The following is a 24460-nucleotide window of genomic DNA, read 5'->3' as shown; positions in this document are numbered from 1 at the left end:
TCCGCTATTAGGCCCAATCATGTAGGACTAACCATGAATTTTGCTCTTTCATCCGCTATAGTTATCGTCAGTTTGGTAGGGGTGGTAATGACACCTGCTATGGCTCAAGCCCCTTCACAACCGCTCTCTGCATCCATATCATCCGAATTAACACCAGGCTCATTTACCAATGACGTCTTACGTAGAGACACAGCATTGATTTTGGTGGAAAATGGTTACATCACACCATTGGATGATATTACTCCATTTGTTATCGAACATCCAACTGGTTCTACTGGCGAAAAAACATGGCGTGAACTATGGGTGACTACTCCTGAACAGCATCCTGCCTACTTTGCCATTACCTTTAAAGAGGATGGTAAAGGCTCAACAGATGTTGCTATCACTCAGATACATGAATGACAATCCATCCATGTTATCCATTTAAACTCTGGGCTAGAACTTATTATTTAATGTGATTATCGGGTTCTGTTTGGTACGCATGGCGACACCCTACTCGCCAATTTACATGACGTTAAGCGACACCCCCTCTCTAGCCCTCCCCTTGAAAAATTAAGGGAACACATCATCTTTGATTGTTTCATAGGATTACATTGGATTTTGAGGTTTTTGTATTGAGGGTAAAATTGAGGTGCGGTTTAGCCTCGACAGCAGCGGTATCCTGCTGACGGCAATGGCGATGCGGACGGTGACTAGAGGGGGTGTCGAGGTAACAGCAACGCATCTGGTCACGATAGTCCGCACGCCATTGACGAGGCAGATACAAGCGGATGGCGAGATTAGCTCCCTCAGCTCAGCCTTCTACCCCTCAGCTATTTGCAACTTGGGCGCCTTTTATAAAACAGTCTTATAGAAGCATTATGCGGTGAGGGTGCTGGTTTAAAAGAAGTGGCTTTATTGTTAGCCAAAATCCTGCTGCAAAATATAACTCATGTTGCGCTCGGCAAGCCCAGTGATAAACACATAGGGATTAACGCCAGCACTGCCCGGTATCAATGCGCTGTCTTGTACGTAAATATTTTCATGCCCCTTGACTCGTCCAAATTCATCGGTCGCTTTGCCCAACACGCAGCCACCTAAAGGATGGTAGCAAAAATCGTCGCCAAAGCCTCTGTTGAACAATAAGCTCGAAATGCGTCCTTCATTGGCTTTGCCCAACTTTTCAACCAGTTCTTTGGCAGCGTTGACCGAATATTCATTTTGCGAGCGTTTCCAGTTTAATTTGACCGATTGTGACGCTTTATCGTAGTAATAATTGCCACGTTCGGGGTTATCCGTAATCGCTAAATACAAGGTAGTCCACGTCTCAAGCCCCATAGGTAGTGGCGCAATCTCGGCAAATATCTTGTACTTAGAGCCGTCTCTATCGCCATCCCACATGTTAATGCCTTTGACGGGGATACAGGATTGAGCCTCTCCAGCTGCATGCACAAAATTGCGTCCAGTCATGATATTGCCATTGGGCCCCCAGTGCTGACCCACATGTTCGTTGAGATTATTGAGCGTGCCAGCTGCTTGGCTTTTGAGCAGTAGCTCTGATGTACCTGTGCTGCCTGCATTCAAAAATAGCTTGTCGCAGGTGTAGTGTTCGATAGTATCAATACCGCCTTCTTTATTCAGCTCATGCACTTCAAGCTTTAACTTACCCTTTGCTAGCTGCTCAATATTATTGACTTTACGCAACGTTTTGACGCTAACGTTACCTGTGGCTTCAGCGTCTTTTAGATAAGTTAAATCTAGAGAGAACTTGCCTGCATTATTACCATAGATAACCTCACCGCCCAACCCTGAAGCATACACCTCGCCTGTGGCTTCTTTTTTCATATACTCAAAATCGTAGCTGTTACTGAAAAATTCGGTTTTGAGCCCTGCTTTGTCTGCTTGACGCTCGGCTGCGCGAGTATATTCGTAATGCTCGGTGTGATTAAAAAAGTCTTCTGGTATTTGGCTGACTTTTAACGCAGTCATGGCTTTTGGAAAAAAAGTGCCATACATCTCATCGCTATCTATCCAAGGAAAGGTTTCTTCAAAATGCGAGCGTCTTGGCTTAATGGCAATCGCGCCATTAACGATAGAACCACCGCCATAAGCACGACCAGCGAAGACTTTTATCTCATTATATTCAATCAAATCGAGTACGCCAGGATACTTTTTGATACGGCGTGGAATCGGAATCGGCGCACTTGGCCAGTTTTTAAACCAACTTGAGCGCTCATCTGCGGTAATCATCTTACAAAAGGTATCATGCTCAGGTGTTCTGTCCCAGCGCATACCCATCTCTAAAATCAGTACCTCATGCCCTTGCTCGCTAAGACGCAACGCACAAACCGCCCCGCCATACCCACTACCCACGACGATATTACTAAAGTGACCTGCATGCTTGACTGGCTTTGATTGCAGCATAGGGTCAATAGTGGGTTTTGCCAACGTCTGGCAGCCACTCATGGTTGCCGCTGTAGTGGCTGCGCCTAATCCAAGACCTATTGATTTAATAAATTTACGTCGCTTCATTCGATTCCTAAGGAGTAATGTAGTAGATGTTAAAAAAGGGTATATCTAATGAAATTCAAGCGGTTAGGTAGAAAGGTAGATATTTTTAATCAGTCTAGCAACTTTTATTTGCTGTATTCCTTAACTAACGTAAATAAATAGCACGTTCACTTTGCTAAACTGCTTTTAGTGCTCATAGTACTGACTCATTGATTTAAAGCTTAGCGCGTTTAGTTATATTAGGGTCTGTTGTTACGATTTAACCACGATGATAATACGCCTAACCCTTATGTGAAAGTCACATATTTGATATGTTATAAGTCATATACCTAATGATATTTTATGCTCTATATTCACCCTATAAATGTAGAACATACGATTGTTTTAAACGGTTATGAGTTTATATGAATGCCGTATCTTTTAGCGTTATTAGTTTTATTAGTTATATTAAGGTTATAGGTCTGTCATTAAATAGGGATTTAAGTGGCAGTATTGTCAGCTATATTAATAGTAGCCTAGGATTGTTTGTTTTAATGATCAGTTTCGACGTTAGTTATTAATAGTCTCAACTAATAACAGACCTTAAAACTTTGTTTTTGAGGATGTTAGCCACCTACTTACTGCTTTGTTTGAAAGTAAAAAAAAGAAAAGGGAGCCATTATGAGTGATGTTTTTAATGTAAAAGACAGCTTAACAGTTGCGGGTAAGGATCATGCTTACTACAGCTTGACAAAGCTTGCTAAAAAGTACCCGAATATTAATACCCTGCCATACAGCATGAAAATCGTATTAGAGAACCTACTGCGTAATGAAGATGGCGGTCAATCTGTTGGTGAACAACATATTGAAGCAGTCGCCAATTGGGATGCTAAAGCCACCCCTTCAAAAGAAATTGCCTTTATGCCGGCACGTGTGGTTTTGCAAGATTTTACTGGGGTGCCATCAGTAGTTGATTTAGCCGCTATGCGTGATGCCATTGTTAAACTTGGCGGTAATGCAGAGCAGATTAATCCTTTTATTCCTAGTGAATTGGTGGTAGATCACTCGGTGCAAGTAGATGTATATGGCCGTGAGGATGCGTTAGATTTAAATAAAAAGATTGAATTCAAACGTAACAATGAGCGTTATGAGTTCCTGCATTGGGGTAAAAATGCATTTGAAAATTTTGTCGTTGTACCTCCAGCCACCGGTATTGTGCACCAAGTTAACCTAGAATATTTGGCTCGTGTGGTTATGGCAAGTGAGCAAAATGGTGAACTTACCGCTTATCCTGATACCGTATTTGGTACGGACAGTCATACGACCATGATTAATGGTGTAGGTGTACTCGGTTGGGGCGTCGGCGGTATTGAGGCTGAGGCTGCAATGCTAGGTCAGCCCTCATCTATGCTTATTCCTGAAGTGGTTGGCTTTGAATTAACTGGCAAATTATCAGAAGGCGTGACGGCAACTGACTTAGTACTGCGTGTTGTTGAAATGCTACGCGCTCATGGTGTGGTTGGTAAATTCGTGGAGTTTTATGGCGAAGGCTTAGATAGCCTACCGCTTGCGGATCGTGCCACTATTGCTAATATGGCACCAGAGTATGGTGCTACGTGTGGTATTTTCCCAATTGACCAAGTCGCTATTGATTATTTGCGTCTATCTGGTCGTGAAGAAGATCAAATTAGTCTGGTTGAAGAATACGCAAAAGCTCAAGGCCTATGGCATGATGCTAATACGCCTGATGCTATTTACTCAAGTACATTAACACTTGACTTGAGCACCGTAGAACCCTCTTTAGCAGGTCCAAAACTACCGCATCAACGTATTGCTTTATCTGATATGTACGATAAGTTCCAAGACACCTTAAATGTGATGACTCAAGACCGTAAGGTAGAACTAAAAGGTAAAGTACGCTTTGATCAAGAAGGGGGTCAACAAGAGCAAGCCGACCATCTCGCCGCGCAGCCTGCTATTGAAGTAGACACCGAAGACGATGCCGCTAAAGACGAGGCAGACTCGCAAAGCGTGTTCTCTACCGTCTGTATCGATGACAAAGAGCACAAGCTCACCGATGGCTCTGTGGTCATTGCGGCAATTACCTCTTGTACCAATACCTCAAACCCAGCGGTAATGATTGGCGCTGGTTTGGTCGCAAAAAATGCTGCTGCAAAAGGGCTAAAAGCCAAACCATGGGTAAAAACGTCTCTCGCTCCTGGGTCTAAAGTCGTCACCGATTATTTAGAGAAAACCCAATTGATGAACGAGCTTGAAAAAGTCGGTTTCTACTTAGTGGGCTATGGCTGTACCACGTGTATTGGTAATTCAGGTCCATTGCCAGATGTGATTGAAAAAGCTATTGAAGAGAAAGACTTGGTAGCGACCTCGGTGCTCTCTGGCAACCGTAACTTTGAGGGGCGCATTCACTCGCATGTTAAAGCCAACTATCTTGCCTCACCACCATTGGTAGTAGCCTATGCGCTTGCGGGTACAGTTGATATTGACTTAACTGAACATCCGTTAGGACAAGACCAAGACGGCAATGATGTGTTCTTAAAAGATATCTGGCCTACCACCGCACAAATTGACGAGCTGATTGCTCAAAATATCAATGCTGATATGTTCCATAAGAACTATGGCGAAGTCTTCGATGGTAGCTCAGAATGGAACGCAATTTCTTCGGCCGACAGTCAGTTGTATCCTTGGAGCGACGCTTCTACTTATATCAAAAATCCACCATTCTTTGATGATATGACCATGCAGTCTGAAGGGATTAAAGACATCCAGAATGCGCGTATTTTAGGTCTATTTGGTGATTCTATTACCACTGATCATATTTCACCTGCGGGTAATATTGATCCAGACTCTCCAGCAGGTAAATACTTACAGGAGCGTGGTGTATTGGAAGCAGACTTCAATAGCTATGGATCACGCCGTGGTAATGATGCAGTAATGACGCGTGGTACGTTCGCGAATATTCGTATCAAAAACCAAATGATGGGTGGTAAAGAAGGGGGTTATACTTATTACTTTAGTGGTGATAAAGCGACGTTACAAGATAGTGAAGAAATGGCCATCTATGATGCAGCCATGAAGTACAAGGATGAAGGGCGTACCTTAGTCGTCCTAGGCGGTGAGCAATATGGTACTGGCTCTAGCCGTGACTGGGCTGCTAAAGGGACTATCTTATTAGGCGTAAAAGCAGTATTAGCAGGCTCATTTGAGCGTATTCACCGCTCTAACCTAGTCGGTATGGGTGTGCTGCCATTAACCTTCAAAGACGGTGAAAATGCAGATACATATAACCTAGATGGTTCAGAAGTATTGAGCATTACTGGTCTTGAAAATGGTGAAAGTAAGACGGCTACTGTCACCGCAACACGTGCCGATGGTAGTACTGAAAGCTTTGAGGTGAACGTGATGCTACAGACGCCAAAAGAGCGTGAATATGTGCGTCATGGTGGTGTCTTACATTATGTATTGCGTCAACTTGCTGCTCAAGAACATGCTTAAATTATTACATTACTCAATAATTTAATCTAATAAAAAATGCCTGACTCATTGTCAGGCATTTTTTTGTCTGCATTACTGTTCTTTTAATACTGTTTCTACAATAGTCTTAGTTTAACACTGTCTTTTTAATATTAGGGTGTGTCTGGAATTGGGAAAACCTTGTCGTAAGCGATGTTATAAAAGAACGCATAAACCAGATAAAATATCGCCATGGCAATATCCATGATAAAGGCCTGCCACAAACTAATCTTGAGATACCAAGCGACTATAGGTAAGAAGAATAGTAACAACCCCCCTTCGAATAAGGCGGCGTGTAAGATACGTATGGGAATTGTCTTATGTACGGACCCTCTTGCCTTAAGCATGGCTTTATCAAATAAGATATTATAATAATAATTCCATACTGTGGCGACGATAGAGGCTGCGATAGTAATCACTCCGATGTCATGTAATGGAAAGCCAAATGCCCAGCTGGCGAGTGGAGCAAATAACAATAGCCCTATAATTTCAAAGCCTACAGCATGACGGATCCGGTCTGACGTTTTGCGCATATTTATATCTTATGGTGAATAGCTTGCAATAATTGAGGACCAATCTTCAAATGTAACACCCCATCTTTTTAATGATTTTAATAATGTTTATCAAATAGGGGTGTCCAGCGGTTTATGACATAGAGGACAACCGGCCAAAAACAAGTATTGAGAATGTCATGAATACTGGCTCGAAGATGGTCGCCAGTCAGATTTGGATAATTAACGCTCAAGTCTAAATACTCACCCGCCAAAGCAAACATCACGGAGACGAATAAGGCAATATTTAACCTTGTGATATGTCGCTGAATAATAGGTCGGGTAAGTAGTAAACTTATAACAAACACCCCTATACCCACATAGATATGCAGGGCATCTCTTTCAAGCCCTGTCATTCCCATAATTTTTAATTTAAACCGTTGAAAGTCCACTGGTAATATCCGATACAAAATATGATTTTTTTAACAGGTTATGATTCTATTATCACGTATTGATACGCTTGAATAATTGATAAACTCTAAATGCAGCTGCTTAAAATTCAGTAATAAATAGGTATTCTACGTAACACTGTTATACTAGGCTGTGGATTGTTTATGAATAAATATATAAAGAGCAAGGGATTGATTCTTTAAAGCATATACCTATCATTGCCTCTATCACTAAATCCTACTGCTACTGACATTTTAATCGTATCCATTTTAAGCCGCCTCTCTTTATCGTACCCATTCTTACCATAATATCCATGTATTACTGTTATACCTTTTTATATGCTGCTTGAGCTAACAATGACTAAACGTGATCTGCTAATCTTTATTTCGCTTGCCTTTATGTGGTCTCTGTCTTTTATATTTTATAGAATAGGTGTGCCCGAATTTGGCTCACTCTCTTTCGCCAGTCTGCGTGTGGTTTTTGCAGCGATTACGATGCTGGTATTTGTACTAATGAGTTTTAAAAACAGAGAAGGCATCAAACACCATATCAAAATGCTAGCCATCGTAGGTATTTGTACGGCAGCTATCCCTTTTACATTATATTCGTATGCCGCCCAGACTATTAACGCAGGCGTTCTGGCTGTACTCAATGCGTCTGTTCCAATGATGAGCGGATTGATTGCCAGTGTATTTTTTAATGATAAATTAACGCGCAAACAGTCTATCGGATTGATTATTGGTATTATGGGCGTAATCATTTTAATGAGCGAACACTTATTCCCTAACCTATACGCAGTCTCAAGCTCGGTAACTCATGAATTAACATCACAAGCTGAAGATTCAGGAGCGCTTGAATCAGGAGCTTTTGAATCAGGGCTAACACCGATATTGATTGCTTTATTTGCAAGCCTTGGATACGCTATTGGTGCAAATTTGACACGCAATTATTTAGAGCATTTGTCTCCCATTGCGATTACGTCTGGGTCGCTGATCATAGCGGGTGTTGTGATGCTACCGATAGCTATCTATGAGTTTCCTGTTGGTCAGCAGATCAGTTTGCAAGCTTGGGTATCTGTCATTTGTATTGGTGTCTTTTCGACAGCCATTGCCCTGATATTCATGAATCAACTGATTAAAAGCATTGGGGCCATGCGTGCCACAAGCATAACGCTGATCATCCCTATCTTTGCGATATTACTTGGCTTTGTATTATTAGGCGAAGCACTAGATATGGCAGCAATTGTTGGCTCAATAGTCATCCTAGTTGGCACTTATTTATCATTAAACTTATCGCTTAAAGGCTTAGTCGCCTCAAAAGATAATGTTAAATAAATGAGTTGGTCTCTTTTACACTGCGCGAATTTAGTAAAAAGACAGTCTTTAGACTGGTTACACAATACAAATACAGCACTATATTATATAACCAAAAAAGTGGGCGTTACGTTAGTAATCCCCACTACCGACTTACAAAGAGCTTGCATGAGCTTTGATTGATAGCATCAATACTTTTTCTATCATTAATCTTCTAAAAAATTAATCCAAGAAAAGTTTAAACAATATCAATATCTTAAACACCATCAATATCTTAAATGTCATCGATATGAGCGCTTCACAGTTCTTTCTATCGACCTAAAGTCCAACCGCCATCCATAAATACGTTGGCACCGTGCATATAGTTTGAGTCATCAGACGCTAAGAATACCGCTAACGCTGCAATCTCTTCTGGCTTGCCCGCCCGCTTGGCAGGTATATTATTTAGACGCTCATCTTCAATACCTTCTGTCATCGGAGTCTCAATAAACCCAGGAGATATCAGGTTGACCTTAACTCCTTTTGAGCCAAAATCAAATGCCAACTGTTTGGTAAAACCAGCAATGGCGTGCTTTGAAGTCACATATGCAGAGCCCCCTGGACCTGCCATTTGCGTCGCTTGCGAACCAATATTAATAATTACCCCACTTCCTTGTTTAATAAAATGTGGAATAACTGCTTTTGAGGCCAGATAGGGTCCTGTGACATTGACTGCCATTAATTTTTCATATTCATCAAGCTCAAGCTCTGTGGCGGTTTTATAGGCATCATGAATCCCCGCGCCATTATATAAAATATCTATCTGACCGAAGGTTTCCAATGTTTTATCGACAACCTTGTCTATGTCTGCTTGATTAGTAACGTCTGCTTGTATAAATAAGGAGGGTTGATCATTATCTTTTAATTTATTTACAATACGATTACCCGCGTACTCTTCTAGACCTACGATAACCACTTTTGCGCCTTCATTGGCATAGGCTTTTGCTGTGGCCTCCCCTAATCCTGAAGTACCGCCAAACACGATAGCTACTCTATCCTGAAGTTTCATAAGTTGCTCCTTGTTATATTTAATTTTAATAGCTGCATATATAAGCGCTTATTCGTTGTTTTCTTCTCATATGCTCTTTATGTCATATGCTTTTTATGTCATATAGTTTTTATGCCATATCAAAATTAACAACGATTTTATAATGACGCTAGTACCGGAGTATGGCCTCGAAGTAAGCTTATGTAATTAATAACAGGAGGTGAGTAAACTAAAATAGGTCAGTTAAGGGGTCTAAATCTAGGTAATAGCAAGATAATTAGTACACAAGGAATAGTGATATAACTATCGTAGGAGGTGGCGGTGAATAGGCTATAAAACCCATCAAAGAACAACACTGCAATTAGAACAAATTGCAGTATCATCATGACCCGCTGCTTATTTTTAAAAGAGACAGGATAGGAAGTGAAAGCAAATACAATTTGCAGTACGGCTAAGACCAGATATAGATAATAAGTTGGCATATACCTTTATCCTGCTTTCTTCTACCAGATAGTCCTAAACCTTGGTTTTATAGCCTTTTGTTTTTAAAGCTTTTTGTTTTTGAAGCTATATGTTCCACTCAACAAAGTTTTTGAGTAGTTGTAAACCATCATTGTGACTTTTTTCAGGATGAAACTGAGTGGCAAATAGATTATCTTTAATTACGCTGGCACAAAATGGCTGACCATAATCGCAAACAGCAGCCGTCACAGACTCATCTTCAGGGGCACAGTAATAGCTGTGTACAAAGTAGAAATGTGCGTGCTCATCGATACCTTGCCACAGCGGATGAGCTGCATCCATACCCGAGATGGTGTTCCAGCCCATATGCGGAATTTTAATGCGTTCGCCCTGCTCATTCGTCCAGTCATCTTCGAATCTGACGACCTGACCCGGTATGATATCTAGGCATTGAGTATGTTCAAACTCTAGCGATTCAGTAAACAGCGCCTGCATACCAACACAAATTGCCATCACTGGCTTATTAAATACCGCCTCTTTTACCACCTCATCAATGCCCTCTTCACGCATTTGAGCCATACAGTCTCGCATGGCGCCAACACCTGGGAACACAATCTTGTCAGCCGCTCTAATAATCTTAGGATCATTTGTAATAGACACCTCGGCACCCACCGCTGCCAATGCTTTGCTAGCTGAGTGTAGATTGCCCATACCGTAATCTAAAAGTGCAATTTTGGTCATTAGCTACAGCGCCTCTTTGGTAGAAGGAAGCGTATTCAACGCTCTTTCATCATACTCACAGGCCATGCGTAGCGCACGTGCAAAAGCTTTAAAGGTACTCTCAATCTGGTGATGACTGTTAACGCCTTTTAGATTGTCTAAATGTACCGTCATCCATGCATGGTTGACAAACCCATAGAAGAATTCGCTGAATAGATCGACATCAAAGCTGCCAACATGTGAACGGGTGAATGGAATGTCCATATGCAGACCAGGGCGCCCTGAAATATCAACGACTGCTCGGGTTAAAGACTCATCAAGTGGGGCATAAAAATGACCATAACGGCGGATGCCTTTTTTATCACCCAATGCTTTGGCAAAGGCTTGACCCAACGTAATGCCTGTATCTTCGACACTGTGATGATCGTCGATGTAAGTATCCCCTTTGCAGGTAATATCAAGATCAAACAGCCCGTGACGTTTAATCTGGTCGATCATATGATCTAAAAATGGCACGCCGGTATCTATAATCCCTTGTCCGGTACCATCTAGGTTAACTGACACACTAATTTGCGTCTCAGCCGTATTACGCTCTACACTCGCAATACGATTTGGACGATTGGCTGGATTTGAATTTATTTCAGTAGTCATGGCAATAAGGCTCACTAATCATTGGCTCGCTAATAAAGAACAACCAATATAAATAATATAGTCAAAGAAGTCTAAAATGGTTACAAGGCAACCGAGTGCAAGTACTACTCATGTAGGCTTAGCGAGGTTAACGCCGTAACCGTTTAGTAGTTCTTTGACTATAGATAAAAATTTAAGTCAAACAATATGATATGGATGATAACAAACACACCACTTTTAAGCCATATTTACAGTCTATAAACGCCGATAGTTTGCTAAAATACTGATATTATTTTAATTTAGTCCTTATTTACGCTAATTTTGGAAGCCTTACTATGCCTTTAGAAGCCGTTGCCATTAATTCTTTTGACGCCCCCATTATGCGTGAGACCACTCACGATAACGAGCTGCGTGAGCGCATTACCAAACTATATGCAGCCGATAACGCCAATATGGGTAATTTATCGGATGCTCATGCAGTGATGGCTATGTTTGAAACTGCCTTTAAACGTGGCAACCTTATGTATGTGGGCATGTTTAATGATAAGCCCATTGCTGCTGTCGGTTGCTTTGATGATGGCCAGACAGATACCAAACGACTGCAATATCTAGCCATGCATCCAGAAAATGTGAACCGCGGTATTGACGCCAAATTTATTAAGCTGGTCTACGACAAAGAAGTCAAAAAGGGTGTGTGTCAATTTATGCCAGCTGATACTCAAATTCATCAAATCATGAGCGAATATGAGCTGATTCGGGTTAAGAGATAACTATTAATAAAAGCCTGTCAATTTACTATTGTAAATATAATAGACTTGTATCCGTCCGTATCTAAGACAAAGGGTATAAGGTAAAATGATATAAAACTTTAAACCAATCATCCAACCGCGAAATCTTGTTTATTTCATCTATTTTTGAAAAAAAGGTTGACAGGTCATCTAATATTTAGTTTAATAGCGTCCTCATAAAGACGGCTCGATAGCTCAGTTGGTAGAGCAAAGGATTGAAAATCCTTGTGTCGGCAGTTCGATTCTGCCTCGAGCCACCATCTTTTTGCCAAATTGCGAAACCCTCAAGCTACTCATAGTTTGGGGGTTTTTTTATGGCTGATATTTAGATGATGAACTAAGCTTGGGTTACACAGTCCATATTTACTGTTCTACATCACTGGGTATACTAAATAGTTCTAAGCTTCTATCCTGATGTCTTAGCGACTAATCTTAATCTAATGATGTGCGACTTATTATGCGTGAATTTGACTACGACTTAGACTACAAAAATCTAAATCTTCGTGAGCAGCCTGAACTGTACCGAGTAGGACGCGGTGAACAAGGCGTGTTATTGGTTGAGCCTTATAAATCTGAGATTTTACCACACTGGCGCTTTGCTACCCCTGATGTCGCCCAAGAGAGTAGCGATGTCATCTATCAGATGTTTTTAGAGTATCTGGACAATGATGACTTTGTTGGCGCAGACATGGCGCGTAAGTTCTTACAAATGGGCTATACACGTGCTAGGCGTTATGCCAATCACAAGGGCGGTAAAAAATACAAGGGCCCTGTACCCGATGATAAAAAAGGTCAAAGTGGTGCGCATGGCCGCGAAGAATTACCACGAGATGAAGAAGATCCTATCAAAGCCGAGTCTGCACGTATCTTTAAACAAAAATGGGATTTGTGCCGAGAAAATAAGACTTATTTGAAAATGAAAAAAGCGCACCGTGAGAAATACAAAGACGTTGAATAAAGGCTATTTTAAATACAATAATGTAAGTCTCTAAAAATAAATACAGTCGCTTAAAATTCTAAATTACTGCAAATTCATTGCACACATCAATTAAACTGATTGCTTAAAACAATATAAACCTGAGAATCTTATGACAGATCTAGACAAACAACTGCTAATTTTTGATTTTGATGGTACGTTGATCGATAGCGTTCCTGATTTGGCTCAAGCCGTCAATGAAATGCTAACAACCTTACGAAAATCGACCTATGCAGTTGACACTATCCGCAATTGGGTTGGTAATGGCTCTCGTATGCTGGTTGAGCGTGCTTTGGTAGGTGATGTTGAGGTGACAGACGGCCAATTAAGTAAAGCTGACGCTGATCATGCCGAACAGGTATTTTTTGAAGCTTATAACAACATAAGCGGTCAAAACACGGTGGCTTATCCTGACGTTGATTCAGGATTAAAGCAGCTAAAACAAGCGGGATTTACGTTAGCTTTAGTGACTAATAAACCGATTAGATTCGTGCCAAAGATATTGCAAACCTTTGGTTGGCAAGACACGTTCGAACAAGTGCTTGGCGGTGATAGTCTAAGCGTAAAAAAACCAGACCCTACCCCGTTACTGCATGTATGTAAGCACTTAAATATAAAGCCTGCGAAAGCTGTCATGATTGGTGATTCGAGAAATGATATTGAAGCTGGTAAAAACGCTAACATCGACACATTGGGCCTGTCATATGGGTATAATTACGGCCAAGATATCCGTGAGCTAAATCCAACTGCCGCGTTTGATGATTTTAAAAGTTTGGTAGATTGGGTCATTGCAAGCTATGCATAATGCGATTTATTTCAAATAGCCCTTACCCTCTCTACTATTAACTATAATTTTTTATCGTCTATACCTATATCTATATCTATATAAGTTTTATTCATACGAAAGGTTTTTAAATGACAGATCAGATGACACACCAGCCCCCTGCTGACTTATTAGAAAAAGCCAAACATTGGCGCGAAGACATCACATTTACTCAAGACGTGCTGGGCAAACCGATGCACTTCACCACCACATGGGGTATTTTTTCACCTGAAAAACTAGACGCAGGTAGCTTGATGCTACTCGACTATATTGATTTTCAACCTGATGATGATTCAATCGACTTAGGTTGTGGCTATGGCGTGCTTGGGATGGCGGCGGCGCGTGAATGCCCACAGGGTCAGCATACCTTGATTGATAAAGACTTTATGGCGGTCGAATATGCCCGTCGTAACTGTCAGAAAAATGGTTTAACCAATGTTGACGTGCATTTATCAAATGGATTTAACCATGTTGATCCTAACAAAGATTTTAGTCTGGTAATGACCAATCTACCAGCAAAGGTAGGTAAAGAGCAGCACTATTTATACCTACTTGATGCCTATAGCAAATTACGCTCAGGCGGTCGGTTTTATGTGGTGACTATCAATGGTCTGCGCCAGTTTATGAAACGGGCTTGTACCGAAGTCTTTGGTAATGCGGACAAGGTTAAACAAGGCAAAACTTACACTATTACTCGTGCCATTAAAGATTAAAAATTGAGGAAAAATTAACAGTTAGCAGTTAAGAGAAAAATAACACAAAATACCCAATACTGACAAACCTTTGATAAAGCCCCGATTTTTAAGATCGGGGCTTTATCATTTAAAAATCATTTAGGCGATTCAGCGTGTAGAGACGATTAACACTATAGTTGAAGAAAACTAAAATGGTTACAAGACAACCGAGTGCAAGTACTACTCATGTAGGCTTAGCGAGGTTAACGCCGTAACCGTTTAGTAGTTCTTTTAGTAGTTCTTTGACTATATTACAGGCTTAAAGCTAACAGACCCTATAAACCCTTGGCCTATACCCATACCTATCCTGCTCTATCCTTGGCGCTTAATCAGATATAAGCCCAATGCTGCACTGCCAATAATAGGTAATAACACCATCAGCAGCGGAGATGCGCCTGTGGCTAACGATACAAAGCTGGTCAAATCTTGGATATAGCTAAATAGCAGTCCAAAAATCAACGCTACCACAATGCGCAGACCCAAGCTGTGGGTGCGCAGTGAACCAAACACAAATGAGCAAGCGACAATGACCAGCGATAGGATCGCAAATGGTGACAGCAGCTTTTGCCAGAATGCTACCTCATGCTCTAACGAGCGTGTGCCTTGCGAGGCATTAAATCGTTTATGATCATAGAGCTGAGTTAAGGATAAGTCTTCAGCACGGCGGGTTAATAAATAAACCGAACTTGGCGAAATAGGTAAAATCATGGTGCCTTGTTCTTCATGATGCTGTGCCACGAGAGGGGCATCAGTTAGAACCCCCGCTAATGTTTGCGCTGTACTGTCTTGGGACAGGTTATCTTGAATCAGGTTATCTTGAATTAGATCATCTTGACTGTTTTGCTCATCAGTAGATGTGGGCTTTATGGGTTCTTGTAAGTTTTGAGCCTGACTTTGATTCATAATCTCAGAGCGCTGGGCCAAAGTCACTGTGGTCACATCGTTTAGCTGCCACTGGTGATTGATTATATCTAATCCCTCAAGGGCAGATTGATCAGCAGAACTTTCACTGTTTTGTCCGCCCATCGGGAGCGTCTGCGCATCAGATTGTGCCACATAGGTGCCACCGGAAGCTTTGGATACAGCAGTTAAGTCATTGTCTCCATTTAAATGCCAACGTTTTACCTGTCCGATATTACCGTTAGCATCTGCATAATCGATATATAGGATATTATGCCCATTGGAGACGCCATTATTATTTGAGGCGCTATTAACTTGCTCGTTATCTTGCGCATTATGCCCATTTTCTGACGTCTGTGAAGACTGAGGAATATTAGGAGCTTGAGTAACTTGAGGGGCTTCTTGAATCGTCCAGTACCCATTTACCGACGCCAGTAATGCGGTGTCCGGTTTACGAATTTGACTGGCCATAAGGTTGGTTTGGGGTAGCACATATTGATTGATGACAAGCGCCAAAAGCACAAAGATAAATGCGGGCTGCAATACCCAGCCAACAATGCGATAAATACTTAGCCCCGATGCCCGCATTACCATCAGCTCAGCGTTGTTGGCTAATAGACCAAGCCCAATTACGGCGCCCAAAAGTGCGCCTGTGGGCGTGAACTGCTCTAAAAAATAGGGCGAACGGTAAAAAATATACTTTATCGCATCCAAATAAGTATAACTGTCGCTAAAGTCTTCTAATTCAGCAAGATACGCAAATACCAGTTGCAATGCCCATAAGCCTAAGACAGCAAACAACATCGCAAATAAGGCACTTTTTTTAACGTATCGGGGTAAAATTGTTCCCGGTCGTACTGATTCCAAAGAAGCCGTACGGTCTTTAAATATGTTTTTCAAGACCGTCCTCCTTTTGATTGATCCTCATGAACTGATGAATTCATGTTTTTATTTAACTCTCGTTGACCTAATCTAAATCGAACACGGTGATGTATACGGCTCGCCCAGTTCAGATACAAGGCCAGTGCAATAAAGGCAAAGATGGCAACGGCATTTATCCATACGGGTAGGTTGCCTTTCGCCACCGAGCTTTTGATAGAAATAATAACCAAGGCGCAACTGGTAAAAATCATGATAGCAGGTACTATGCGTAGCCAGCGCCCTTGCCGTGGCCGCACTTGAGCCAATGGGACAGCGAGCATAGGTGCAATGAGTATCAGCCACGGCAGGGCAAAACGATAGCCAAGCTCAGCTTGAGCAGCTATTACTGGTCCACCCGCATTGTCGGTAGTAAGCTCAGGCGTTGAAGTGTTCGCAGATAAAGGTAAATCCCTTCCTGTTGCTACTTTCCATAATACGGCCAGTGGCTGCGTCGCCACATTGTCCTCACTGACAACATCTGCTGGTGGGCGCTCAAGACTGATACGATAGCGCTCAAAGCTCACTTCATTATAAACCAAGCTATCAGCATCTACCTCATAACGGCGACCCTGATACAAGTCCAGCTGTGTCTTGTTGCTGTTCTCAACACCTTGAACTTGTACCGCGCGTTTGGCCATCACTAACGTATCTCGCTTAGGATCTGAGCTGGTACTAACTACATTAGATGTACTGTCAGATAACGTGTCGTCGCTGCTGATTACATCTTTATATGTGATGACCGTTTCACTCTCAACGTCGCTCTCATTGTCGCTAACTGCGCCATTTTCTGCATGAACTTCATTAGACTGGGTAGCGGCTATAGGATTGGTAAGACTGGTGACAATCTTATTATTTTCTAAATCTAACTGATCTTCAGCATTTTTTTCATTAATAGCATTGGAATGGGTTAAATCTTCTGACAATGCCTCGCTAATGGGCAGTGCCGATGCTGTCTGGTCCTCTAACTGTTCCTGTTGAAACTGTTCCTGATGATTGGCATTGTCGTCACTCGCTGTATTTGGACCCAAAGCTTGGTCTTTACTGCTGTTATCAGCAGTCTGTATCAAGATAACATCTTGTAATTCTGTTCTATCCTCATTCATATCACCGACATATAAATGATAATCCCCACTACTAATAAACTGCTGCGGCCTTATCAAATCAAAAGCACTACTCAATGATTGCTGCTGCCAAATGGTGTCTGTATTGCGCACTCCCCAAGGCTTTGCATATAACGATAACCCTGCTTCCACTATAATTAAAAGAACGATAAGCGGCGTCATTAATCGTGCCAATCGGCCGCGCGAAATACCGCTTCCATTTAGTACCGCCATTTCATGATCGACATAGAGTCGGCCAAACACTAGCATAAGCCCAATAAAGAAGGATAAGGGCAATACCAATTCTAGAAAATAAGGTAAGTTGTAGCCGATAATAGCAAACAGTAAGCCTACGTCTAAACGCCCTTCAGCAGCAATGCCAAAGTAGCGAATCATACGTCCACCCAATAGCAATACAAGCAAAAACCCCAAGACTAATGCGGTAGTCGAAGCCACTTGCTGGGTCATATAACGGCGTAAGATCACAGGCACACTCGGTTATTATAAAAATTGAGGATTGACGAATATTGTTAGAAGTCGTTTTGTATAGTCAGCAACCGCCTAAACGGTTACGGTTTTAATCATGCTAGGCTACATGAGCAGTACTTAAACTTGCTCGCTTTAATGCAGTCACTTTAAAACAATTAACATAAATATTTAGAGAGCATAATGACAAAATCGGTATCATATTTCTACTAAGCCAAAACACTAAGCGTACATTATAAATGCTATTTAAAGATATGCTAGAGCGTATCTTTAATAAAACTACTCTTAATAAAACTACTCTTAATAAAACTACGCGGTTAAAACTTAACTAGACTACATATGACCTATAGCGTGTGGTTCAAAAAATGTAGCATTTCATCAATATAAGCCATAAATAAGAGCTATCAATACGCGCATTAAGTCCAAGTAAGTTTAAGCTTAAGTTCGGTGCATATTTTATCATGACTGTTATCAGATTATCGTAGCTTAGATGTCAATTTTGATAACTGAATTTAGATAGCAGCCTATATAGGAGCATTAGGTAGCAGCATATAAATGTATAGGTCAATATGTAGGGCAATATGTAGAGTAAATTAGCTAGCCTCTTGAGGGTTTGTTATGAGGTTGGATTAAGTGCTCATGTTGCTAATATGTCTGATATGTTAAACTATCTTGTACTAATTTGAGCGGTTTACACCGTATGCTATGCATTCATAATACTAATAATATATACCTTATTGTATATAACTTGATGTATAGATAGCGGCTCAACTCTCACTACGTCATTTAACAATAAAAAGAGGATTTATAATGAGTTTATCAATATCTGTAATAAATACCCTACCTAAACCAAAAAAACTATTAAAAAAGACGCCAAACGTAGACCAGAACGCTCAATTGCTGGCTGTTTTTATTGACGAAGATGGCAAGATACTGGGGCATGATGAAGGCTTGTTTGACGCCTATCTACCCCGCATTAAAGGTTTAATTGAAGCAGCGAATTTTAAAGGAAGAGTTGGTGAAACTGTCGCTGATTTTGCACTGGCGTCAGATGCCAAAAAAGCACCGTTACAGCTATTATTAGTTGGTATCGGTGATATCAACAAGCTAAGCAACAGTAAGGTACAAAAAATTACTTCAGCACTATACAATGCGGCTTACAAACGAGTGGATGAGCTTACGCTTGCTATCGCCGATGTTATTTCTGCTGAGACCAATCATCAGTTTGTTCTTGAACTATTAAATGCAAGCTATCGTTTTGATAAATACAAAGCCAAACGCTCAGAGCCTGCCCTGCATCAAGTCAATATTTTATCGCACTCGTTTGACCAAGCGTCTGTCGATTATGCCCTTGCCGTACATGATGGTCAGTCACTTGCCCGTGACGTTGCAAACGAACCAGGTAACGTTTGTTTCCCAGAGTTTATGGCAGATGAAGCGCGCGTGCTGGCAGAACATTATCCGGATTTATTAAAAGTTACTGTACTGGGTGAAAGCGAGATGGAAGCGCTAGGAATGGACTGCTTCTTATCCGTCTCACGTGGTTCTGCGCGTGAAGGTCAACTGGTTATTATGGAGTATCAAGGTAATAACCAAACCTCTGATAATACTCCTGTTGGACTGGCAGGCACCTTGGCTAAAAACGTGAAAGCTGTCGTAGACAAATTACCCAAAAAAGCCACCAAAGGTAAAGCTAACAAAAAAACTGGCCAAGATACTGCTGGCCAAAACACTGATAGCAACACCGCTGCAATAGTTAATAAAGATGCGCCAATCGTATTGGTAGGTAAAGGCGTTACTTTCGATTCAGGGGGTATCTCAATCAAGCCAGGCGCTGCCATGGATGAGATGAAGTTTGATATGGGCGGATCTGCGTCGGTACTGGGTACCATAAAAGCGTTATGTGAAGCACGTCTTCCTATTAATGTTGTGGGCGCGCTGGCATGTGCAGAAAATATGCCATCAGGTGAAGCCACACGTCCAGGTGATATCGTCACCGCAATGAATGGTGATACGGTTGAAATCCTAAACACTGATGCAGAAGGACGTTTGGTACTGGCTGATACTCTATGCTATGTACAGCGTTACAACCCGCGCGCTATTATCGATGTCGCCACGCTTACTGGCGCTTGCGTGATCGCCCTTGGGCACATCCGCTCAGCGGTTTATAGTAACGATGAAGACGTGTTGTTCGAGCTTGAAAATGCTAGTAATCAATCTGGCGATCTGATATGGCATATGCCACTTGATGATGAGTATCAAAGCCAGCTTGACTCGCCAATAGCAGACCTTCAAAATATTGGCGGACGTCCTGCAGGCTCTATCACAGCGGCTTGTTTCTTATCTCGTTTTGTTAAAGATGACCAAGCATGGGCGCACTTAGATATCGCCGGCACGGCGTGGAAATCAGGCAAAGAGAAAGGCGCGACGGGTCGTCCTGTACCTTTATTTATGCAATATCTTAAAAACTTAGCTCATTCTTAATGCAAGCTAATTCTTAGTATCCGCTCTTTTTTGAAGTAAGCTCATTGGGTTCTATGAGCTTTGCTTTATGAGCACATTCCTATTAAGTAGGTGACATGCAAATTAGCTTCTATGTCTTAAGCGATGCTTTTATTTCTCAAGATAAAACAGTCGCTAACACTGAGTCAAATGAGCAGAGCACTGCTTCAGCGGTTAATGCTGAGGCGGTGCTTAATTTTGTCTGTAAATTAACGCAGACTGTCCTTAAAAAAAGCGAGATGAGTTTGGTAATTGTTGATGATGATACTAAACGGCTAAATCAGCTTGATACAGCGCTATGGTCATTTGATCCAGTGAGCTTTGTCCCTCACAACTTATTTCTCCCTCACAACTCAATTGAGCTTGATAGCGGTGGACACCTTAGCGCCTCAAATAATGGCGCTGCTATAGCTACGACTGATGCTGAAACTAATGATGAAACAGATCCTAAAATTGATGCTGAGCAATTGTCCGCTCCTGTAACTCTCATTTCAAATTTTCCTAATGGATTTGATGGTGTTGTACTCAATCTTGCGGCGACCGCACTCCCTTTGACTAACTTATCTATATTACCTGATCGAGTGTTAGAAATTATCACGCCTGATGAAACCAGCAAGCAGCAAGGCCGTGACAAATATCGAATTTATCGCGATTTGGGTTTTGAACTCAAGTATTTTCCTATTAACTGATGTATTAGTGGTAAGCCAAGCTAGTTATTATAGTCAGCGAACACCTAAACGGTTACGGCGTTAATCTCGCTAAGCCTACAGGTGTAGCATTTGCACTCGGTTGCCTTGTCACCATTTTAGACTTCATTGACTATAGTATCTTAATAAAATGTGATTTAAAACAGATTACCTATAGATATAGACTGGAATAGGCAAACAATTACATAAGCAAAATATCTCTATCAGTAAAATACCTCTATTTATCATATATTTTGTCCATATCTCGTTCAAAATTTTGCAGATAAGGTCATCTTTTGTATAATCGGTTCACAGATTGAATCCTTAAGCATCTTTTATTAGAAATCTTTTATTAAAAACCTGTTATTAGAGACCTATAGGAGTGTCGATAAGTGCTTATTCGATTCATCCTCTATACATTTAGATAATACCCTTTATTCGGAGCGTTTATGAATGCCATCGTTAATATGTACCAACGTATAGGACTGGTGCCACTTATTGTTGTTGGGCTGGTGATTGGTGTCTTGGTAGGGTGGCTGTTACCTTCGGTAGGTATTGCACTGGGCTTACTTGGATCTTTATTTGTCGGTGCTTTAAAAGCAGTGGCGCCAATCTTAGTATTTGTGTTGGTCATGGCCGCCATTAGCCAACACCAAAGTAAAAGCAAGGTTCATGTTAAGCCAGTACTCATCATGTATATATTTGGGACTTTTCTCGCTGCATTGACCGCGGTTACAGCGAGCTTTTTATTTCCAACTGAACTTATAGGTCTCAACACGATTGAGGCAGTTGTTGACCGAGCGCCTCCTACAGGATTACAAGAAGTATTAACGACGCTGTTGATGAATTTGGTGGATAATCCGGTTAGTGCAGTGGCCAACGCCAACTATATGGGCATATTAGCATGGGCGATAGTGATAGGATTTGCCTTACGCAAAGCGTCCACAACCACCCGTACGATGGTATCAGATTTGGCAGAAGCTATTTCTAGTGTGGTGCGCTTTGTGATTGCTTTTGCCCCTCTTGGTATCTTAGGTTTGGTGGCTAATACAGTCGCCGAAACTGGTTTTGATGCACTATTAGGCTATGCGCGATTGCTGGCCATATTATTGGGTTGTATGCTATTTATAGCGCTGGTGGTAAACCCAATTATTGTGGCATTTAATATTCGTAAAAACCCTTACCCCTTAGTGTTTCGCTGTCTAAGAGAATCTGGAATTACCGCCTTTTTTACCCGCTCATCTGCGGCGAACATTCCTGTCAATATGAACCTTGCTGCTAAGCTTGGTTTGGATGAAGATACCTATTCGGTTACCTTGCCCCTAGGTGCTACTATTAATATGGCAGGTGCGGCAATCACTATTAACGTTTTAACCCTCGCTGCAGCGCATACGCTAGGCATTCATGTAGACTTTGGTTCTGCCCTTCTATTAAGTGTGGTGGCTACGGTTAGTGCGTGCGGTGCTTCTGGTGTGGCAGGGGGCTCATTGCTGCTGATTCCTTTAGCGGCGAGTTTATTTGATATACCTAACGAAGTGGCGATGCAAGTTGTTGCAATCGGATTTATTATTGGTGTGGTTCAAGATTCGGCAGAAACTGCGCTTAACTCCTCTACCGATGTACTCTTTACTGCGGCCGCTGATCCTATTATGAAAAGATAGCGTTATTATAAAAATAACTAAACAAACACGCTTAAAACCTATAGTCAAACAAGTTTAAAATGGTGACAAGTCAACCTAGTGCAATTAATGCCCCACCATGAGAGGGTAGGCTTAGCGAGGTTAACGCCGTAACGGTTTAGTAGCTCGCTGACTATAAAAAGCCTCATCAGTCGATGAGGCTTTTATGTGCAACAAGTATTAAACATTAACACTGTACTGACTATTTGATTGTACATCGAATTGATTGTGCATCGAATTGATTGTGCATCGACTATAGGCTTGTGCACCCACTATTGATCGATATCAATCTCGATTATCTGCTGGCTACTATCTTGTGATTCCCATTGGCGCTTAAACTGGCGTAGCTGCTCTACTTCATCCAACAATTCTAGAATCAAGCCAATAGCAGGAATACTGGCATCAAAATCGCGGCTTAAGCGAGATGCACGGCGAACGGTAGCCAGTTGATACCCCGTGAATTTACGAGAGTCTGGCACATCATATTCGATCACATTTTCTTCAATTAAGGCCATAACCCAATCGGGATTTTGTCCGCATGCTTGAATAAGCTCATCTAAGGTCATGATAATGTCATTAAATTCATTAGAGTGTCGCATGGTCACATCCTTTTTATTATTATGCTATCTGTTTTATCGGTTTATAATATTTTAAGCTGCAAACCTTATTAACGCTTTATACTGGTACCTGCAAAGCTTGCTTTTAATGCATCAAATGCATCTTTTTGGGCGTCTGTCGAAACTTTTGGATTAACAATGTTTAGCGTTAGGTACAAATCCCCTGGGTTTTTGGCAGGAATACCTCTATCTTTTACCCGTAAGTGACTGCCTGATTTACTATCTTTAGGAATGCTAACGCCCAACGTGCCAGCAGGCGTATTGACATTAATCTTCTCGCCCAGTGCTGCCTCCCATGGTGTGATATTGACAGTTTGATAGACATCGGCCCCTTCTAAGCGAATATTGCTTGGGTGATCAATGGTAACTTTTAAAAATAAATCACCATTTTTACCGCCGGCATAACTGGCAGCACCTTGTCCACTTAAGCGAATTTGCTTACCCTCGGTAATACCTTTTGGAATTTTGATTTTTAACGTCTTTTGCTCTTGAGCAATAGTGCCATCGGACTGTCTGGTAGGCACATTTAATTTGATACTATAATCATCACCTTTATACACAGAAGCCAAGCTCACTGAAATCTCAGCATGTTGATCTTGCCCAGGCGTTGAACCAGACTGATCAAAAGCGCCGCTAAACTGCTCGAAACCTTCAAAGCCAGAAGTGCCAGATTGCTTAGATTGCGGACCTGACTGCGCACCGCCGGCACCAAAAGCAGAAAAGATATCATCAAAGCGGAAGCTGCCACTACCAAAGGGCGCCCCCTCACCAAATTGATCTTTAATATCCTCCCATCTAAACCCACCAGACTGATTACCGCCGCCGCCAAAACCGCCTGTAAATCCGCCACTTCTACCAAATGGGCTGGATTGAACAGCGTCATACTCTGCGCGTTTTTCTTCATCTCTTAGGGTTTCATACGCATTATTAATCTCTGCAATCTTTTCATCGGCATTGGGTGCATCGGACACATCCGGATGATATTTTCTCACCAGTTTGCGATACGCTTTTTTGATTTGCGCTTCTGTCGCATCTTTACTCACGCCCAAGATATCGTAAAAACTCTTTTCTGCCATTGTTTTTATCCTTAAGATGACTGTGCTTTTATTATGAGTGATGAATGGATATACATTAAAGTAATTTCAAGTGACA

General features: G+C 41.6%; 21 protein-coding genes and 1 tRNA gene. 11 read left to right on the top strand and 11 right to left on the bottom strand.

The window, feature by feature from the left end:
* Positions 1–33 precede the first annotated feature (33 nt).
* Positions 34–402, top strand: coding sequence for a hypothetical protein (locus tag AC21OH_RS11370; RefSeq protein WP_487369843.1), 369 nt, complete (start codon positions 34–36; stop codon positions 400–402).
* Positions 403–900: 498 nt separating this feature from the next.
* Here AC21OH_RS11370 and AC21OH_RS11365 read toward each other — a convergent pair whose 3' ends face one another.
* Positions 901–2511, bottom strand: coding sequence for a GMC oxidoreductase (locus AC21OH_RS11365; protein WP_487369844.1), 1611 nt, complete (start codon positions 2509–2511; stop codon positions 901–903).
* Between the two features lie 639 nt (positions 2512–3150).
* Between AC21OH_RS11365 and acnA the strand changes: the two genes are divergently transcribed.
* The gene (acnA, locus tag AC21OH_RS11360; protein ID WP_491139750.1) at positions 3151–5985 is read left to right on the top strand and encodes an aconitate hydratase AcnA; all 2835 of its coding nucleotides are present in this window, start codon (positions 3151–3153) and stop codon (positions 5983–5985) included.
* A gap of 131 nt (positions 5986–6116) precedes the next feature.
* On the opposite strand, the gene AC21OH_RS11355 is transcribed toward acnA, so the two are convergent.
* Both AC21OH_RS11355 and AC21OH_RS11350 read right to left on the bottom strand, forming a co-directional pair.
* Complete coding sequence (locus AC21OH_RS11355) at positions 6117–6536, bottom strand: PACE efflux transporter (RefSeq protein WP_487369846.1); 420 nt, start codon at positions 6534–6536, stop codon at positions 6117–6119.
* Positions 6537–6613: 77 nt separating this feature from the next.
* Positions 6614–6964: a hypothetical protein gene (locus tag AC21OH_RS11350; RefSeq protein WP_491139748.1), complete on the bottom strand. Its 351-nt coding sequence runs from the start codon at positions 6962–6964 to the stop codon at positions 6614–6616.
* A 336-nt stretch (positions 6965–7300) separates the two neighbouring features.
* Between AC21OH_RS11350 and AC21OH_RS11345 the strand changes: the two genes are divergently transcribed.
* Positions 7301–8278 (top strand): DMT family transporter, encoded by a 978-nt coding sequence (locus tag AC21OH_RS11345; RefSeq protein ID WP_487369848.1) that lies wholly within the window; start codon positions 7301–7303, stop codon positions 8276–8278.
* 289 nt (positions 8279–8567) lie between these two features.
* Here the strand turns inward: AC21OH_RS11345 and AC21OH_RS11340 are convergent, their stop codons facing one another.
* The 4 genes from AC21OH_RS11340 to hisB form a co-directional block, all read right to left on the bottom strand.
* Positions 8568–9305 (bottom strand): SDR family NAD(P)-dependent oxidoreductase, encoded by a 738-nt coding sequence (locus AC21OH_RS11340; protein ID WP_487369849.1) that lies wholly within the window; start codon positions 9303–9305, stop codon positions 8568–8570.
* 218 nt (positions 9306–9523) lie between these two features.
* The gene (locus tag AC21OH_RS11335; RefSeq protein ID WP_486535217.1) at positions 9524–9766 is read right to left on the bottom strand and encodes a hypothetical protein; all 243 of its coding nucleotides are present in this window, start codon (positions 9764–9766) and stop codon (positions 9524–9526) included.
* Positions 9767–9851: 85 nt separating this feature from the next.
* Positions 9852–10487, bottom strand: a complete 636-nt coding sequence (gene hisH / locus AC21OH_RS11330) for an imidazole glycerol phosphate synthase subunit HisH (protein WP_486535218.1) — start codon at positions 10485–10487, stop codon at positions 9852–9854.
* A 3-nt stretch (positions 10488–10490) separates the two neighbouring features.
* The gene (hisB, locus tag AC21OH_RS11325; RefSeq protein ID WP_486535219.1) at positions 10491–11117 is read right to left on the bottom strand and encodes an imidazoleglycerol-phosphate dehydratase HisB; all 627 of its coding nucleotides are present in this window, start codon (positions 11115–11117) and stop codon (positions 10491–10493) included.
* A 314-nt stretch (positions 11118–11431) separates the two neighbouring features.
* Between hisB and AC21OH_RS11320 the strand changes: the two genes are divergently transcribed.
* From AC21OH_RS11320 to AC21OH_RS11300, 5 genes are all read left to right on the top strand, one after another.
* Positions 11432–11866: a hypothetical protein gene (locus AC21OH_RS11320; protein WP_486535220.1), complete on the top strand. Its 435-nt coding sequence runs from the start codon at positions 11432–11434 to the stop codon at positions 11864–11866.
* Positions 11867–12068: 202 nt separating this feature from the next.
* Positions 12069–12144, top strand: a tRNA-Phe gene (locus tag AC21OH_RS11315).
* A gap of 197 nt (positions 12145–12341) precedes the next feature.
* Complete coding sequence (locus AC21OH_RS11310; protein ID WP_487369851.1) at positions 12342–12842, top strand: DUF4385 domain-containing protein; 501 nt, start codon at positions 12342–12344, stop codon at positions 12840–12842.
* A 130-nt stretch (positions 12843–12972) separates the two neighbouring features.
* On the top strand, positions 12973–13665 hold the full coding sequence (locus tag AC21OH_RS11305) for a phosphoglycolate phosphatase (protein ID WP_487369852.1): 693 nt from the start codon (positions 12973–12975) through the stop codon (positions 13663–13665).
* 122 nt (positions 13666–13787) lie between these two features.
* Positions 13788–14396, top strand: a complete 609-nt coding sequence (locus AC21OH_RS11300; RefSeq protein ID WP_487369923.1) for a class I SAM-dependent methyltransferase — start codon at positions 13788–13790, stop codon at positions 14394–14396.
* A 333-nt stretch (positions 14397–14729) separates the two neighbouring features.
* Here the strand turns inward: AC21OH_RS11300 and AC21OH_RS11295 are convergent, their stop codons facing one another.
* Together AC21OH_RS11295 and AC21OH_RS11290 are read right to left on the bottom strand one after the other, a co-directional pair.
* Positions 14730–16217, bottom strand: coding sequence for an LptF/LptG family permease (locus tag AC21OH_RS11295; RefSeq protein WP_487369854.1), 1488 nt, complete (start codon positions 16215–16217; stop codon positions 14730–14732).
* Positions 16214–17806: an LptF/LptG family permease gene (locus AC21OH_RS11290; protein WP_487369855.1), complete on the bottom strand. Its 1593-nt coding sequence runs from the start codon at positions 17804–17806 to the stop codon at positions 16214–16216. The genes AC21OH_RS11295 and AC21OH_RS11290 overlap by 4 nt, the downstream gene beginning before the upstream one ends.
* An 828-nt stretch (positions 17807–18634) precedes the next feature.
* Between AC21OH_RS11290 and AC21OH_RS11285 the strand changes: the two genes are divergently transcribed.
* The 3 genes from AC21OH_RS11285 (at position 18635) to sstT (ending at position 22673) form a co-directional block, all read left to right on the top strand.
* Entirely contained in the window at positions 18635–20308 is a 1674-nt protein-coding gene (locus AC21OH_RS11285; protein WP_487369856.1) for a leucyl aminopeptidase, read from the top strand.
* A 95-nt stretch (positions 20309–20403) separates the two neighbouring features.
* Positions 20404–21015, top strand: coding sequence for a DNA polymerase III subunit chi (locus tag AC21OH_RS11280; protein ID WP_487369857.1), 612 nt, complete (start codon positions 20404–20406; stop codon positions 21013–21015).
* 446 nt (positions 21016–21461) lie between these two features.
* The gene (gene sstT, locus AC21OH_RS11275; RefSeq protein WP_487369858.1) at positions 21462–22673 is read left to right on the top strand and encodes a serine/threonine transporter SstT; all 1212 of its coding nucleotides are present in this window, start codon (positions 21462–21464) and stop codon (positions 22671–22673) included.
* Positions 22674–22963: 290 nt separating this feature from the next.
* Here sstT and AC21OH_RS11270 read toward each other — a convergent pair whose 3' ends face one another.
* Positions 22964–23290, bottom strand: a complete 327-nt coding sequence (locus tag AC21OH_RS11270) for a chaperone modulator CbpM (protein WP_486535228.1) — start codon at positions 23288–23290, stop codon at positions 22964–22966.
* A gap of 68 nt (positions 23291–23358) precedes the next feature.
* Positions 23359–24384, bottom strand: coding sequence for a DnaJ C-terminal domain-containing protein (locus AC21OH_RS11265; RefSeq protein WP_487369859.1), 1026 nt, complete (start codon positions 24382–24384; stop codon positions 23359–23361).
* Positions 24385–24460 lie beyond the last annotated feature (76 nt).

The organism is Psychrobacter sp. CX10 (genome assembly GCF_057621575.2).
Note: the sequence above shows the minus strand (reverse complement) of the source record. Positions and strands in the feature narration are given on the sequence as shown.

What these genes read in the sequence shown, in the direction of transcription:
- AC21OH_RS11370 (WP_487369843.1), top strand. Translation starts at nt 34, where the DNA reads ATGAATTTTGCTCTTTCATCCGCTATAGTTATCGTCAGTTTGGTAGGG.
- AC21OH_RS11365 (WP_487369844.1), bottom strand. Translation starts at nt 2,511, where the DNA reads ATGAAGCGACGTAAATTTATTAAATCAATAGGTCTTGGATTAGGCGCA.
- acnA (WP_491139750.1), top strand. Translation starts at nt 3,151, where the DNA reads ATGAGTGATGTTTTTAATGTAAAAGACAGCTTAACAGTTGCGGGTAAG.
- AC21OH_RS11355 (WP_487369846.1), bottom strand. Translation starts at nt 6,536, where the DNA reads ATGCGCAAAACGTCAGACCGGATCCGTCATGCTGTAGGCTTTGAAATT.
- AC21OH_RS11345 (WP_487369848.1), top strand. Translation starts at nt 7,301, where the DNA reads ATGACTAAACGTGATCTGCTAATCTTTATTTCGCTTGCCTTTATGTGG.
- AC21OH_RS11340 (WP_487369849.1), bottom strand. Translation starts at nt 9,305, where the DNA reads ATGAAACTTCAGGATAGAGTAGCTATCGTGTTTGGCGGTACTTCAGGA.
- AC21OH_RS11335 (WP_486535217.1), bottom strand. Translation starts at nt 9,766, where the DNA reads ATGCCAACTTATTATCTATATCTGGTCTTAGCCGTACTGCAAATTGTA.
- hisH (WP_486535218.1), bottom strand. Translation starts at nt 10,487, where the DNA reads ATGACCAAAATTGCACTTTTAGATTACGGTATGGGCAATCTACACTCA.
- hisB (WP_486535219.1), bottom strand. Translation starts at nt 11,117, where the DNA reads ATGACTACTGAAATAAATTCAAATCCAGCCAATCGTCCAAATCGTATT.
- AC21OH_RS11320 (WP_486535220.1), top strand. Translation starts at nt 11,432, where the DNA reads ATGCCTTTAGAAGCCGTTGCCATTAATTCTTTTGACGCCCCCATTATG.
- AC21OH_RS11310 (WP_487369851.1), top strand. Translation starts at nt 12,342, where the DNA reads ATGCGTGAATTTGACTACGACTTAGACTACAAAAATCTAAATCTTCGT.
- AC21OH_RS11305 (WP_487369852.1), top strand. Translation starts at nt 12,973, where the DNA reads ATGACAGATCTAGACAAACAACTGCTAATTTTTGATTTTGATGGTACG.
- AC21OH_RS11300 (WP_487369923.1), top strand. Translation starts at nt 13,788, where the DNA reads ATGACACACCAGCCCCCTGCTGACTTATTAGAAAAAGCCAAACATTGG.
- AC21OH_RS11290 (WP_487369855.1), bottom strand. Translation starts at nt 17,806, where the DNA reads ATGACCCAGCAAGTGGCTTCGACTACCGCATTAGTCTTGGGGTTTTTG.
- AC21OH_RS11285 (WP_487369856.1), top strand. Translation starts at nt 18,635, where the DNA reads ATGAGTTTATCAATATCTGTAATAAATACCCTACCTAAACCAAAAAAA.
- AC21OH_RS11280 (WP_487369857.1), top strand. Translation starts at nt 20,404, where the DNA reads ATGCAAATTAGCTTCTATGTCTTAAGCGATGCTTTTATTTCTCAAGAT.
- sstT (WP_487369858.1), top strand. Translation starts at nt 21,462, where the DNA reads ATGAATGCCATCGTTAATATGTACCAACGTATAGGACTGGTGCCACTT.
- AC21OH_RS11270 (WP_486535228.1), bottom strand. Translation starts at nt 23,290, where the DNA reads ATGCGACACTCTAATGAATTTAATGACATTATCATGACCTTAGATGAG.
- AC21OH_RS11265 (WP_487369859.1), bottom strand. Translation starts at nt 24,384, where the DNA reads ATGGCAGAAAAGAGTTTTTACGATATCTTGGGCGTGAGTAAAGATGCG.